The following is a 13,017-nucleotide window of genomic DNA, read 5'->3' on the forward strand; positions in this document are numbered from 1 at the left end:
GGGCAGGTGCGCCATGAGCAGAAACCTTGACGACTACAACCGCATGCGCGATTTCTCAGCGACGTCGGAGCCAGCCGCAGTCAAGCGCTCGAGCAAGAAGACCGCAGCGGATCACGCCCTGCAGTTCTGCATCCAGAAGCACGACGCCTCGCACCTGCATTACGACTTTCGCCTGGAGCTCGATGGCGCGCTGAAGAGCTGGGCGGTGCCGAAAGGGCCATCGCTCGACCCCAAGGTCAAGCGCCTGGCAGTGCATGTCGAAGACCACCCGCTGGATTATGCGACGTTCGAAGGCAGTATTCCCGAAGGGCATTACGGCGCCGGGGATGTGATCGTCTGGGATCGCGGGGTATGGATCCCACTGGAAGACCCGCAAAAGGCCTACGTCAAAGGCAAGCTCAAGTTCGAGTTACAGGGCGAGAAACTCGCCGGGATCTGGAATCTGGTGCGCACCCACATGCCGGGCAAGAAGGAGAACTGGTTTCTGATCAAGCATCAGGACAGCGCCGCCCGCCCGCAGGATGATTACGACGTGCTGGTGGCCGAGCCGGATAGTGTTTTAAGTGAGCGCACTCTGGTCGATAAACCCAAGCTTGCAGCCAGGCAGGTCAAACCCATCGAGAAGCCTGCCGCGAAACCGCGCAAAAAGGCATCGGGCACGCTGACCGGCGCGCACAAGGCGAAAATTCCCGCGCAACTGAAACCGCAATTGGCGACTTTGGTCGACAGCGCACCGGAAGGTGACTGGAGCTACGAGATCAAGTTTGACGGTTACCGGATCATGGCGCGGATCGAGGGTGAACAGGTTCAGCTCTTCACCCGCAACGGTCACGACTGGACGCACAAGTTGCCGAAACAGGCAGAAGCGCTGGCTGCACTGAAACTGGAGTCAGCGTGGCTCGATGGTGAAATGGTGGTCGCCGACGAACACGGCGTGCCGGATTTTCAGGCGCTGCAGAATGCCTTCGACTCCGGCAGCAGTGCCAACATCTTCTATTACCTGTTCGACATGCCGTATCTCAACGGCGTCGACCTGCGCGAAGTCGCTGTCGAGGAACGCCGTGCGGCACTTTCAACGGTGCTCGGTGCTCATGAGCAACCGCTGTTGCGCTTTTCCCAAGCCTTCGACGAAACCCCGGATGCGCTGCTCAACAGCGCCTGCCAGATGCAGATGGAAGGCCTGATCGGCAAACGCCTCGGCTCGCCGTATGTTTCACGACGTAGCAGCGACTGGATCAAACTCAAGTGCAAACATCGCCAGGAATTCGTGATCGTTGGCTACACCGATCCGAAAGGCTCGCGCAGTGCCTTCGGCGCGTTGCTGCTGGGCCTGCATGATCGTGATAGCGGCGAGCTGCGCTACGCCGGCAAGGTCGGCACCGGTTTTAATGAAACCACCCTGAAAAGCATCCTCGCGCAACTCAAACCCTTGCAGGTGAAAAAAGCTGCCGTGGTCAATCCACCGAACGGATTCGAAGCCAAAGGCGTGCACTGGCTCAAACCGAAACTGCTGGCGGAAGTCGCGTTCGCCGAAATGACTAAGGACGGCTCGGTGCGTCATGCCGTGTTCCATGGTTTGCGTGAGGACAAACCGGCCAATGACATCACTGAGGAGCGAGCGAAACCCGTGAAGACTTCAGAGAGCAAAACCGCCGCGAAGAAAGCCCCAAAAAAAATCGCTGCGAGCAAATCCGAACCGGCGGAGACTGCGCCATCGCAGCTCGGCCTGGCCAGCGGCAAAGTGCGCATTACCCACCCGGATCGGGTCATCGACGCCGTCAGCGGCACTACCAAAATGCAACTGGCCGAATACTACGCCAGCGTCGCCGAATGGATACTGCCGCAACTCAAGGACCGCCCGGTTGCGCTGGTGCGGGCGCCGGACGGCATCGCCGGCGAACTGTTCTTCCAGAAGAACGCCGAACGTCTGGCGATCCCGGGCATCACCACGCTGGACAAGGATGTCACCGGGCAACCGGTGATGCTGATCAACAACGCCGAAGCGCTGATCGGCGCGGTGCAGATGAGCACCGTCGAACTGCACACCTGGAACGCCACCACGGTTGACCTCGACAAGCCTGACCGCTTCGTCCTCGACCTTGACCCGGATCCGGCGCTGCCCTGGAAAAGCATGGTCGAAGCCACCGCGCTGACCCTCACGGTGCTGGATGAACTGGGGCTCAAGGCGTTTCTCAAAACCAGCGGCGGCAAGGGCATTCACCTGGTGGTGCCGTTGACCCGCAAGCTCGGCTGGGATGAGGTCAAGGATTTCAGCCACGCGATCGTCAGTCATATGGCCAAGCTGTTGCCGGATCGATTTTCGGCGGTGTCCGGGCCAAAAAACCGCGTCGGGCGAATCTTCATCGACTATCTGCGCAATGGTCTCGGCGCAACGACTATTTGTACTTATGCCGCGCGCACCCGTGAGGGTTTGCCGGTGTCGGTGCCGTTGTTCCGGGAAGAAGTGGCCGAGATCAAGGGCGGCAATCAGTGGAATATCCACAACGTCCATGAACGCCTGGCAGAAGTCGGCGACGAGCCCTGGGCGGACATGAAGAAAACCCGCCAGAGCATCACCGCAGAAATGCGCAAACGGGTCGGGATGAAGAAGTGATCAGGTATCGCGCAACAAGTCGTGGGCGTTGAGCAGTTCGAAGGCAATTTCCGGATGGTTTTCCAGGCCCCGGCGAATTGCGGCCGGAATTGCCTGACGCGTCTTGCGACACAGCCCCGGCAGCTCTTCGATCTGAATGGCAATGCCGCGCATCGTGCGCACTTCATTGAAACCTGGGGCAACATCGACACGGATACCCAGTTGTTCAAACATCTGTTGTTGCAGATGCCTGAGGTCGGCCAGATCCTTGAGCATCTCCAGACGCGCGAGCAGACGTTTTTCTTCCTCGCGCGTCAGGCGCAGGATGCGCAGATCCGCACCGGGTTTCTCCAGCAGCGGGTCGCGCCCGCAATTGCAGGCGCCGGGCGGGCAGGGTGAGCGCAACGGCACAGAAGTCGTCATGGCCTCCATCATAGAGGCCGTCGGACATTTTTGCCTATGCGCCGTCAGCAGCCGTCCATCGGCCGCTTCGCATCTGACAGCTACTGATTCAGACCTTCGTAATGCACCAGAATCGCATTGGCGAGGTCTTCATCGCTGGCGTTGATGCCAGGGTTTTCCTGGCGAACCTGTTGCAGCACCGACTCAAGATAAACCCCACGAATGGCCCCGCCACTGGCGACGAATGCAGACAAGTCGTCACGGGCCGGAATCACCATTTTGTGATCCTTGAAGGTCGAGTACAGCGACGCGGAGACACCTGCCGAAGTGGCGACATCGCCCGCATCGACGCGGGCCAGTGCCGAACCGACGGGCAGGCATAAGAGTAAAGAAGAAACGAGCACTAACTTGCGCATGACGGTATTCCTCCACAAGCGCGAAGCAAAAGGGAAGTACTACATAATGTGAGAGGTGCGCGGAGGGCGGGAGTTCCGTGGGAGATTCATATGGAGTGCGGGCAGCGCCGTTGCGGGCTGCCCGTTCCTATATGCAGTGGTCAGATCACGCCACAGGCCATGCGGTCGCCGCCACCGCCAAGGGGCTTGGGCATGTCGGCATGGTTATCGCCGCCGGCATGGATCATCAGTGCATGCCCCTTGATCTCACTGATTTTCTTCAGCCGCGGCGCCAGCACCGGATAGTTGGCGATGCCGTCGGCTGTCACGTAAACCGCCGGTAAATCGCCCAGATGGCCGTCAGCGTACGGGCCGAGATGCTTGCCGGTTTTCTGCGGATCGAAATGGCCACCGGCCGCGAGTGCCGCGCCTTTGACGCCGTCCTTCATGCCGGGCTCGCAACTGCCGTTTTCATGGACATGAAAACCATGCACGCCGGCCGGCAGGGATTTCAGATCGGGAGTGAACAGCAAGCCATACGGCGTTTCACTGATGGTGACGGCGCCAATCGCCTGCGGTGCACCATCGGCGCTGACCAGATTGATGGCGACTTTCTCGCTCGCCGCCTGAGCGGTGCCAATAGCGAGGGTGCCGAGTAGTCCCAACCAGAGTGCGCGTTTCATAAGCGTTTCCTTGTGCTGCACGAGTTTTCAGAAGGACCGACTCAATAGCCTTTGCCCATTAACAGGCGATGAAGGCGCGATCCCGCGGCGTTCAAAGTGAGACTCTTCGCACAATCCGAAAGTTTTGCCGGTGCTGCCGTTCTGCGTTGACATTCGCTGACACGCTCTGGCGCGGCAGATTGGCGCAAATAGGCTTAACTCAAGGTCTGACAGGGCTTTCCAGCGTGCCCGGGGAGGATTTGCAAGGTGTCGATCAAACTGCGTTTAGTGTTGCTGATTGTTACCAGTCTGCTGACAGCCTTGATCATGGGGTGGTCAGTTACTTCGGTAATGTGCACATGGCTTCAGCGGTCAATGACAACGCCGTCAGCATGAGCGCGCTGCGCAACCACATGGAGGCCGACATGATGCACGACGCCCTGCGCGCCGACGTCTATTCGGCGATGCTGGTGGGGTTAGGCAAAAGTACCGGGACAGCCGCCGAAGTGCGCGACTCGATCAATGAACACACCGGGCATTTCCGCGAGGTCCTCGACGACAACCTCAAGTTGCCAATCAACCCGACCCTGCGCACGGCGCTGGAGCAGATCAAGCCGAGTCTCGACACATACATCAACGCCGGTGAGCGGATTGTCGGGCTGGCACTGGACAACCCGGATGCGGCGCAGCAGGAACTCGCTACGTTCAATACCGCGTTCAGTCAGATCGAAACGCAAATGGCGGCGCTGAGTGAATTGATCGAAACCAACACCCGACAGACCAGCGAAGGCACCGAAGCGGCTATCCGCAATGCCAATCTCGCTCTTGGCCTAGTGCTGATTGCCAGTCTGTTGTTGCTGCTGGCGCAGGGGCGCTGGGTGATGTCGAGCATCCTCGGGCCACTGAAAACGGCCAGCCGGATCGCCGAAAGCATCGCTCACGGCAATCTCAGCGAGTCCATCGCCGAGCCGTCCGGCAAGGACGAGGCCAGCGTCTTGATTCGGACCCTGGCGACCATGCAGCGGGACTTGCGCAACATGATCGACGTGGTGCGCCGAAATGCCCATGGTGTCAGTGGCATGAGCGAGCAGTTGAGCCATGGCTGCCATCAGGTCGCCGACAGCAGCCAGCAACAAAGCGTCGCCGCCGGGACCATGGCTGCCGCCGCCAGCCAGATGACCGCGAGCATTGAGGAAATCACCCGACACGCCGAGCGCGCGCTGGGCATGGCCAACCAGGCCGAGTCATTGGCGAAGAATGGCGGGCAGGTGATCCATCAAGTGGTCAGCGACATGGATGATATTGCCCGCTCGGCGCAACAATCGGCGCAGGTGATCCGCACGCTGGATCAGGAGTCCGAAGCGATCTTCAACATCATTCAGGTGATCAAAAGCATTGCCGACCAAACCAACCTGCTGGCGCTTAACGCCGCCATCGAAGCTGCGCGAGCCGGTGAGCAGGGCAGGGGCTTTGCGGTGGTGGCGGACGAAGTGCGCAGCCTGGCGGCGCGAACCAGCGCGTCCACTCAGGAAATCGCCGCGATGGTCGCACGCATTCAGCACAGCACTCGTGAGGCCGTCAGCAGCATGGAGGCAGGCGTGGCGCAGGTCGACAAGGGCATGGCGGTGACGGCTGACGTCGAGCGGGCGATTCGGGAAATTCTTGAAGCGACGTTGAGCACTACACAACTGGTCAATGACATCACCCGCACCATCGGCGAGCAGAGCCAGGCCAGCAACGAGATTGCCCATCAGGTGGAGATGATTGCCGGGATGTCCGAGGGCAATAGCCGGGTAATCGGCCAGACGGCGAACACCACAGATGAGTTGTCGAGTCTGGCGGGGCAGTTGGCGCAGTCGGTGGATCGGTTTCGGTTGTGAGTGCTGCAGCAGGTGTGCAGTAACCCTGAGAACACCACAACCCAATGTGGGAGCTGGCTTGCCAGCGATAAGGCCGGCACATTCAATATTGATGTTAACTGACACACCGCTATCGCTGGCAAGCCAGCTCCCACATTGGACTTTGGTGTAAACACAAGTGTATTCACAACATCAAAACGATGACTTTAAGCGAGAGGATTCAGCCAAGGGCCGCGCTGGGGTCATGTTCGGCACTTGCCAGCCGATAAGCCCCTGAGCGGAAAAAGACTCTCAAGTCGGGAACAGACGCGCGGGTTTGTCCTGACGTGATATTCTTCGCGCCAACTTGGTTTGACCTTATTCAGTTTGCTTGCCTTTTGGGCGGGCCGACGGAATCCCTGTCGCTCAAGTAGCTGAAGCCAATAATGATAAGAAGTCAGTTCAGAAGGGACATTAACTGAGGTCGATGCGGTACATCGGCCTTGTGTGCCCACCCGTCAAAATTGAAGTGTGCCGGAACCCGCGACGCTAGCCTGAGCGTTGCAGAAGAGGGGCCTCACACGCACAACAGCGGCGGGCGGAAGGCGTTTTATCATAGGTGCAACAGATGTTTAAAAAAGTGAACACAGCCCTGCTGGGTCTGGCTTTGGCGATGGGGATGACATCCGCCAATGCTGACGAAGCAAAGAAAGTCGACGTCCTGCTGATCGGCGGCGGCATCATGAGCACCACCCTCGGTGTGTGGATCAATGAGCTGGAGCCAAGCTGGTCGATGGAAATGGTCGAGCGCCTCGACGGCGTCGCCCTGGAAAGCTCCAACGGCTGGAACAACGCCGGTACCGGTCACTCGGCTCTCGCTGAGCTGAACTACACCCCGGAAGACGACAAAGGCAACGTGACGATCCCGAAAGCGGTCGAGATCAACGAAGCGTTCCAGGTCTCCCGTCAATTCTGGGCCTGGCAGGTTCAGCAAGGTGTTCTGAAGAACCCTCGCTCGTTCATCAACACCACTCCGCACATGAGCTTCGTGTGGGGCGATGACAACATCAAGTTCCTGAAAAAGCGCTACGAAGCCCTGCAAGCGAGCCCGCTGTTCGCTGGCATGCAGTACTCCGAAGACCCGGCTGTGATCAAGAAGTGGGTCCCGCTGATGATGGAAGGGCGTGACCCGAACCAGAAAATCGCGGCCACCTGGAGCCCGTTGGGTACCGACATGAACTTCGGCGAAATCACCCGCCAGTTCGCCGGTTACCTGCAGACCAAGCCTAACTTCAACTTGAAACTGTCCAGCGAAGTGCAGGACATCACCAAGAACGAAGACGGCACCTGGCGCGTCAGCTACAAAAACCTGAAAGACGGCACCAAGACCGAAACCGACGCCAAGTTCGTGTTCATCGGCGCGGGCGGCGGTGCACTGCACCTGCTGCAAAAGTCGGGCATTCCCGAAGCCAAGGAATACGCTGGCTTCCCGGTAGGCGGCTCGTTCCTGGTGACCGATAACCCGGCCATCGCCGAGCAGCACCTGGCCAAGGCCTACGGTAAAGCCTCGGTTGGCGCACCTCCGATGTCGGTTCCGCACCTGGACACCCGTGTTCTGGACGGCAAGCGCGTTATCCTGTTTGGCCCATTCGCGACCTTCAGCACCAAGTTCCTCAAAGAAGGCTCGTACCTGGACCTGCTGACCAGCACCACCACCCACAACATCTGGCCTATGACCAAGGTCGGCATCAAGGAATACCCGCTGGTCGAGTACCTGGCTGGCCAACTGATGCTGTCGGATGAAGACCGTCTGAACGCGCTGAAGGAATACTTCCCGAACGCCAAAGCCGAAGACTGGCGCCTGTGGCAAGCCGGCCAACGCGTGCAAATCATCAAGCGTGATGAAGCCGCCGGCGGCGTGCTGAAACTGGGTACCGAAATCGTTGCTGCTCAAGACGGCTCCATCGCCGGCCTGCTGGGCGCATCGCCAGGCGCGTCGACCGCTGCTCCGATCATGCTGAGCGTGCTGCAGAAAGTCTTCAAAGACAAAGTCGCGACCCCAGAATGGCAAGCCAAGCTGCACCAGATCGTTCCAAGCTACGGCACCCAGCTGAACAGCGATCCAGCCAAAGTGGCTGCAGAGTGGGCTTATACCGCCAAGATCCTCGAACTGCCGACACCTCCAGTGATCGGTCAGGCTGCTGCTCCGGCTGCACCTGCGGCTGAAAAAGCTGAAGCTCCGAAGGAAAACGCTGCACGTGACATGGCTCTGTAACCAGACGCCTGACACACAAAGCCCACTGAACCGGTGACGGTCAGTGGGCTTTTTTGTGGCGAAAATCCTGTAGGAGCGGGGTCAGGATCTGGTTTTTGCCAGGTAGGCACCGAGGCGCTGGCCCATTTGTTCGCCCAAGGCTTGCAGGCCGCTGAGGGGACGCACCATCACCTCGAATTCGACGATCTTCCCGCTCTCATCGAAACGAATCATGTCGATGCCTTTGAGCTCCTTCGAACCTATCTTGGCACTGAACTCCAGAATCACATTCAGCCCATCAGCGGTCGAAAGCTCACGGTGATATCTGAAATCCTCAAACACTTCGAACACCGTGTTGAGAATCATCGAAACCACCGGGGCGCCCGGATAAGGCGTGTGTGCCATGGGCGAGCGGAACACGGCGTTGGCATCAAGCAGCGCGGGCAGGGCGCTCAAGTCGCCGGTACGGATCATTTCGTGCCAGCGGTTCAGGGATTCGGCGACATTGGGCCGCAGGTTCAGGTCAGTCATTTGCACCTCTGGATTTTTGTTGTTCTTCGACTCTAGATCAAAGCGCTGTCAGGGCAAACTTAATGTCGCTACTGAATATCACCCTACAGATCAGATTTCATCTGATACGCTTTTTTCGTTTCAATCTGCCTCTGTCATCGGTTCAGATGCAGGATCAAAATGCCCCGGCAGTTCGGTCACTCACGACAAACCTTCATTCCGAAGTGTCCAGTGCACCGCAAGCTCAGCATTGAGGAGAGCAACATGAACAAAATGGCGATTTTCCTGGGTGGCTTCCTGACACTGACCATTCTGATTGGACTGCTCGCGACGATTTCTCCGGTCTGAGATACGGCCACAAGATGATGTCCGGGGTGTGCCGCGCGAATCGTGTTTAAATGCCGCGCCTTCACACCTCGAAATGGACGTCACCCATGGCCGAACAACGGATCCGCGCCCTCGCGCTTTGCGTTTTTCATCACAATGGCAAAATTCTGGTCAACGAGTTTCGTGACCCGGTCAGCCAGCAGACCTGCTTTCGTCCCATCGGCGGCGGTATCGAATTCGGCGAAACCAGCGCCGAAACCATCGTGCGCGAAGTGCAAGAGGAGTTGGGTCTGTCCATGACGGACGTGCGCCTGCTCGGCACACTGGAAAGCCTGTTCATCTACAACGGCAAACCCGGACACGAGATTGTCCAGGTCTACGACGCCAGGTTTGCCGACCCCGGCGTGTACGCGCAGGCACAGATCATTGGCCATGAAAGCGACGGCGCACCCTTTACCGCGCGCTGGCATGACCGCTCAAGCTTCAGCGAGCAGGCGCCTCTGGTGCCGAAGGGTCTGGGTGATTTGCTCAAGCGCGCCGGATTGCTCGATTGACGTAGCAGCGACCTCCTTTAAGAACAACGACGCATGGTCTCAACGATTTCGTGCGTACTCGACAAGATCCCTGGGATAAACCATGTGATCGACCCTGCTGTCATCAATGCCGTACAAAAACGCGATGGCAGCGGCTTCAAACGCCCAGTAACCGACATAACTTCCTTCGTCGCCGTCCAGGTGAGAGTCGTACCAGGGCGCGTGGGTGAAGGCGCCATACCATTGCTCGCAATAAGTCGCCAACAAGTCGGCAGCCTCTTGCTTGTCATCCGCGTAAATCGCCTGTATCAACGGGGTGTAGACGTCGTGAAACCACTCATCGATGTCTTCTCTGTCCTCGACTACCTTGCACAGCAGGTCTTCGTAAAGCGCGTCCTGCCCCTTGTAGCCCGCATTGTCGATAAGACGGATAAAGCGCTTTAAGAGGTCGGTTCGATGCAGTAGTACGCACAGGCTGACTACCTGAATGCACTCCTCATATTGATCAAGCCAGGTATCGATGGCCAGAGGCGAGATATCGACTATCTGTTCACTGATTGCCAGTTTTTGCTGGCGCACTTCGTATAGCGAGATCAACTCTTCGAGAAGGGGTTGCAGCGCAACGAATTCGACACCCGCGGTGTAGGAGATCAACAGCTTTTTAAAGGCCACGCTTCTGAAATGGCTCGCTCGCAGAGAGGCTTCCTGTTCGGCAGAGTCTGACTCAAAGGTGTGGTGCTCCCAGAACTCTCTGGTCTCTACGCTGTAGGCCAGAAAGTCCTTGTATCGGAAGTCGCTGAGAAACTGTTTGTTCTTGTTCATCAGTTTTCACATGTTGCTGAGCGCCGCGCGTATTGGACCAGATCCCTGGGATAAACCATGTGATCGATCCTGCTGTCATCAATGCCGTACAAAAACGCGATGGCAGCGGCTTCAAACGCCCAATAACCGACATAACAGCCTTCTTCACCCTGCAAGTGCGTGTCGTGCCACGGGGCGTGTTCAAAGGCGCCGTACCATCCTTCGCAGTACTGTTGCAGCCGGGACGACGCCTCTTCGGGCGTATCGACGTAAACCGCTTGAATAAGGGGCGTATAGACGTCGTGGTACCACTCATCAATATCGTGACGGTCAGGCAGCACCTTCTTCAGCAGATCTTCATAGAGCGTGTCGTCACCGGCGTAACCCGCTTGATCGATCAATTTGACGAAGCGTGCGAGCAAATCATGGCGGTGCAGGAGAACGCACAACCCCATCACTTGAACCGCTTCTTCGTACTGGTCCGGCCAGTCATCGATGGCCAGCGGAGAGATCTTTGGTGATTGCTCATAGTCAGCAAGGGTCTGCTGGCGCACTTCGTACTTGTTGAGCAGGTCTTCAAGCAGGGGGATCAGAGACTCAACGGGCGCGCCAGCAGTGTAGGTCGCGATCAATCTGTCGAGTGCGAGCGTCTGGAAGTAGCGGGCACGCAGCGACGCTTCCTCAGCATCTGAGTCGGATTTGAATCGATGGATCTTGAAGAACTCGATGACTTCATCATGTTCTTTGAGGAAGTGTTCGTACTGGCTTTCACCGAGGAATTCCTGGCGTCGTTTCATTGATGTCGCGTCCCTTGCGTCCCGTGGAAAAGCGGCGGGATGGTGCAGCAATCCAGACGCTGGATCAAGGATTCAAACGCGGGATCAGTGCCCCTAGTCGTTTTGCGTGGCCGGGCCTTTGCGGCGCTCAGCACCGTCCGGATTGCCAACGTCCAGCAACCTTCTTTCCACCAATACGTTTTCCAGCGCCTGACGCTCGACGGGTTTCATTTGGTGCTCGCGTTTTTTCAGCTCCAGCAGGATAGGGCTGGACCAGGTGCGATAGGTCTGTTCGATGATGCGGCGGGACGTCATCAGTCTCTCCTTGATGAAGAGCCCGGTGTTGCGGGCAGGGGCTCAATCCGATGAGGTATTAACCTTAGTCGACAAACCGGGAAGCCGCTAATGGCGAGGATTTTGTGGGAGCTGGCTTGCCAGCGATAGCGGACTGTCAGTCAAAGCAATGTCAACTGACCCACCGCCATCGCTGGCAAGCCAGCTCCCACAGGGTTACTCGTCGGCTTGGTATTAGTCGTCGACCTTCATCATTTCCTGCACACCTTCCCACGCTTCGGCGCGCATGCGCTCGATGTCCAGGCCGGGTATCACGCCGTTATCCACGACGACCCGACCGCCGACCAGACTGTATTTCACCGTGATCGGTTCGCCCGCCACCACCGGGGCGACGGCGCTGTCGTGGAATCCGTAGAACCGTGGATGATCGAGGCTGTAGATCACCAGATCGGCCGCCTGGCCTACTTCCAGCGTGCCGACGGCGCCGAGTCCCAATACCTGCGCGCCGCCCGCTGTGCCCCAATGGATCACATCTTCCGCGGTCGTTGCCGAGGCGCCTTGTTCGGCGCGGTGGATCAGCCACGCGGTGTTGGCTTCGCCGACCATGCTCCCGGATTCGTTGGAGGCCACGCCGTCGACGCCGAGGGAAATCGGCACGCCGGCCTCGTACATTTGCGGCACAGGCGCGACACCGCTGCCCAAGCGTGCATTGCTCACCGGGCAGTGGGCGATGCCGGTGCCGGTCTGGGCGAGCATGCGGATTTCACTCGGTTGCAAATGCACGGCGTGGGCGAACCAGACGTCAGGGCCGAGCCATTCGTGTTCGGCGACGAACTCCACCGGCAGGCAGTTGTACTTTTCCCGGCAGAAATTCACGTAGTTTTGCGTTTCGGACAAGTGCGTGTGCAAGCGCAAGCCGAGGCCACGGGCGGTATGAGCGAGTTCGCGCAGCAGGGTCGGCGGCAGCGAGAAGGTTGGCGTGGTCGGCGCGACCACGACGCGGCGCAGCGCATCCGGGGTGTCCTGGTGATACCGCGATTTCAGCCGCTCGATATCGCCGACCATCTGCTCGAGGCTTTCCGGTTGTAGTGCGGTTTTCGAGAAGCCCGGATGCGCGCTCGCCGACTCCAGCGCACCACCCCGGCAGAGTACGAAGCGCAGGCCGAACTCGTCGGCCAGATCGAACAGCAAATCGCCGGTCTCGGTGCTGCCGTGGGCGTGGTAGAGGTAGTGGTGATCGGCGCAAGTCGTCACGCCGGACAGCAACAACTCGACCATGCCCAGCCGTGCGGCGATCTGCGCCAGTTGTGGTGTGAAGCGATTAAGACGCGGGTAGGGCACGCTCGCCAGCCAGCCTTGCAGGTCCTGATTCAGACCTTCGGGCACGGCTTTGAGCAGGTTCTGGAACAGGTGGTGGTGGGTGTTGATCCAGCCCGGGTAGACCACGCTGTTGCGCGCATCGAGCACCCGCTCACCGGGTTGCGGTTCCAGGTGGGCGGCCATTTCGGCGATGCGCCCGTTGACCACGCGGATGTCTACGGTACCCGCTCGGGCACGCGGGCCGCGCAGGCCGGTCATCACTGCGACCGGGTTTTTGATCAGGATGTTTTGCAGTTGAGTCATGGCAGGCTC

13 protein-coding genes are annotated in these 13,017 nt (G+C 58.8%); 5 read left to right on the forward strand and 8 right to left on the reverse strand.

Annotated elements, in window-relative coordinates; all coding sequences use genetic code 11:
• Nucleotides 1–13 precede the first annotated feature (13 nt).
• On the forward strand, nt 14–2,614 hold the full coding sequence (gene ligD, locus KI231_RS11215; RefSeq protein ID WP_213028263.1) for a DNA ligase D: 2,601 nt from the start codon (nt 14–16) through the stop codon (nt 2,612–2,614).
• Here ligD and KI231_RS11220 read toward each other — a convergent pair whose 3' ends face one another.
• From KI231_RS11220 to sodC, 3 genes are all read right to left on the reverse strand, one after another.
• Nucleotides 2,615–3,016 (reverse strand): hypothetical protein, encoded by a 402-nt coding sequence (locus KI231_RS11220; RefSeq protein WP_213028264.1) that lies wholly within the window; start codon nt 3,014–3,016, stop codon nt 2,615–2,617.
• 80 nt (nt 3,017–3,096) lie between these two features.
• Nucleotides 3,097–3,411 (reverse strand): DUF2388 domain-containing protein, encoded by a 315-nt coding sequence (locus KI231_RS11225; RefSeq protein ID WP_103303299.1) that lies wholly within the window; start codon nt 3,409–3,411, stop codon nt 3,097–3,099.
• Nucleotides 3,412–3,551: 140 nt separating this feature from the next.
• Nucleotides 3,552–4,073, reverse strand: a complete 522-nt coding sequence (gene sodC / locus KI231_RS11230; RefSeq protein ID WP_213028265.1) for a superoxide dismutase family protein — start codon at nt 4,071–4,073, stop codon at nt 3,552–3,554.
• An 860-nt stretch (nt 4,074–4,933) separates the two neighbouring features.
• Between sodC and KI231_RS30315 the strand changes: the two genes are divergently transcribed.
• Nucleotides 4,934–5,932: a methyl-accepting chemotaxis protein gene (locus tag KI231_RS30315; protein WP_502937320.1), complete on the forward strand. Its 999-nt coding sequence runs from the start codon at nt 4,934–4,936 to the stop codon at nt 5,930–5,932.
• 586 nt (nt 5,933–6,518) lie between these two features.
• Entirely contained in the window at nt 6,519–8,165 is a 1,647-nt protein-coding gene (gene mqo / locus KI231_RS11240; RefSeq protein WP_103303302.1) for a malate dehydrogenase (quinone), read from the forward strand.
• 81 nt (nt 8,166–8,246) lie between these two features.
• Here the strand turns inward: mqo and KI231_RS11245 are convergent, their stop codons facing one another.
• Nucleotides 8,247–8,675, reverse strand: coding sequence for a nuclear transport factor 2 family protein (locus KI231_RS11245; protein WP_213028266.1), 429 nt, complete (start codon nt 8,673–8,675; stop codon nt 8,247–8,249).
• Between the two features lie 159 nt (nt 8,676–8,834).
• Between KI231_RS11245 and KI231_RS11250 the strand changes: the two genes are divergently transcribed.
• Together KI231_RS11250 and KI231_RS11255 are read left to right on the forward strand one after the other, a co-directional pair.
• The gene (locus KI231_RS11250; protein ID WP_177431377.1) at nt 8,835–9,002 is read left to right on the forward strand and encodes a hypothetical protein; all 168 of its coding nucleotides are present in this window, start codon (nt 8,835–8,837) and stop codon (nt 9,000–9,002) included.
• A gap of 86 nt (nt 9,003–9,088) precedes the next feature.
• On the forward strand, nt 9,089–9,535 hold the full coding sequence (locus KI231_RS11255) for an NUDIX hydrolase (protein ID WP_213028267.1): 447 nt from the start codon (nt 9,089–9,091) through the stop codon (nt 9,533–9,535).
• A 39-nt stretch (nt 9,536–9,574) separates the two neighbouring features.
• Here the strand turns inward: KI231_RS11255 and KI231_RS11260 are convergent, their stop codons facing one another.
• The 4 genes from KI231_RS11260 to KI231_RS11275 all read right to left on the reverse strand — a co-directional run bounded on the left by KI231_RS11260 (nt 9,575) and on the right by KI231_RS11275 (nt 13,008).
• Nucleotides 9,575–10,336: a PoNe immunity protein domain-containing protein gene (locus KI231_RS11260; protein WP_213028268.1), complete on the reverse strand. Its 762-nt coding sequence runs from the start codon at nt 10,334–10,336 to the stop codon at nt 9,575–9,577.
• Nucleotides 10,336–11,112, reverse strand: a complete 777-nt coding sequence (locus KI231_RS11265; protein ID WP_213028269.1) for a PoNe immunity protein domain-containing protein — start codon at nt 11,110–11,112, stop codon at nt 10,336–10,338. Before KI231_RS11265 ends, KI231_RS11260 begins: the two co-directional genes overlap by 1 nt.
• A gap of 93 nt (nt 11,113–11,205) precedes the next feature.
• Complete coding sequence (locus KI231_RS11270) at nt 11,206–11,406, reverse strand: hypothetical protein (RefSeq protein ID WP_213028270.1); 201 nt, start codon at nt 11,404–11,406, stop codon at nt 11,206–11,208.
• Between the two features lie 213 nt (nt 11,407–11,619).
• Nucleotides 11,620–13,008 carry an amidohydrolase family protein gene (locus tag KI231_RS11275; RefSeq protein WP_213028271.1) on the reverse strand — a complete coding sequence of 463 codons (1,389 nt, stop codon included), beginning with the start codon at nt 13,006–13,008 and terminating at the stop codon, nt 11,620–11,622.
• Nucleotides 13,009–13,017 lie beyond the last annotated feature (9 nt).

Source organism: Pseudomonas sp. Seg1, assembly GCF_018326005.1.
Taxonomy (GTDB): domain Bacteria; phylum Pseudomonadota; class Gammaproteobacteria; order Pseudomonadales; family Pseudomonadaceae; genus Aquipseudomonas.

Bases quoted from the DNA above. Each gene is read 5' to 3' on its own strand.
- KI231_RS11255 (WP_213028267.1), top strand. From the start codon at position 9,089: ATGGCCGAACAACGGATCCGCGCCCTCGCGCTTTGCGTTTTTCATCAC.
- sodC (WP_213028265.1), bottom strand. From the start codon at position 4,073: ATGAAACGCGCACTCTGGTTGGGACTACTCGGCACCCTCGCTATTGGC.
- mqo (WP_103303302.1), top strand. From the start codon at position 6,519: ATGTTTAAAAAAGTGAACACAGCCCTGCTGGGTCTGGCTTTGGCGATG.
- KI231_RS11275 (WP_213028271.1), bottom strand. From the start codon at position 13,008: ATGACTCAACTGCAAAACATCCTGATCAAAAACCCGGTCGCAGTGATG.
- KI231_RS11225 (WP_103303299.1), bottom strand. From the start codon at position 3,411: ATGCGCAAGTTAGTGCTCGTTTCTTCTTTACTCTTATGCCTGCCCGTC.
- KI231_RS11250 (WP_177431377.1), top strand. From the start codon at position 8,835: ATGCCCCGGCAGTTCGGTCACTCACGACAAACCTTCATTCCGAAGTGT.
- KI231_RS11260 (WP_213028268.1), bottom strand. From the start codon at position 10,336: ATGAACAAGAACAAACAGTTTCTCAGCGACTTCCGATACAAGGACTTT.
- KI231_RS11220 (WP_213028264.1), bottom strand. From the start codon at position 3,016: ATGACGACTTCTGTGCCGTTGCGCTCACCCTGCCCGCCCGGCGCCTGC.
- KI231_RS11245 (WP_213028266.1), bottom strand. From the start codon at position 8,675: ATGACTGACCTGAACCTGCGGCCCAATGTCGCCGAATCCCTGAACCGC.
- KI231_RS30315 (WP_502937320.1), top strand. From the start codon at position 4,934: ATGTCGAGCATCCTCGGGCCACTGAAAACGGCCAGCCGGATCGCCGAA.
- KI231_RS11270 (WP_213028270.1), bottom strand. From the start codon at position 11,406: ATGACGTCCCGCCGCATCATCGAACAGACCTATCGCACCTGGTCCAGC.
- ligD (WP_213028263.1), top strand. From the start codon at position 14: ATGAGCAGAAACCTTGACGACTACAACCGCATGCGCGATTTCTCAGCG.
- KI231_RS11265 (WP_213028269.1), bottom strand. From the start codon at position 11,112: ATGAAACGACGCCAGGAATTCCTCGGTGAAAGCCAGTACGAACACTTC.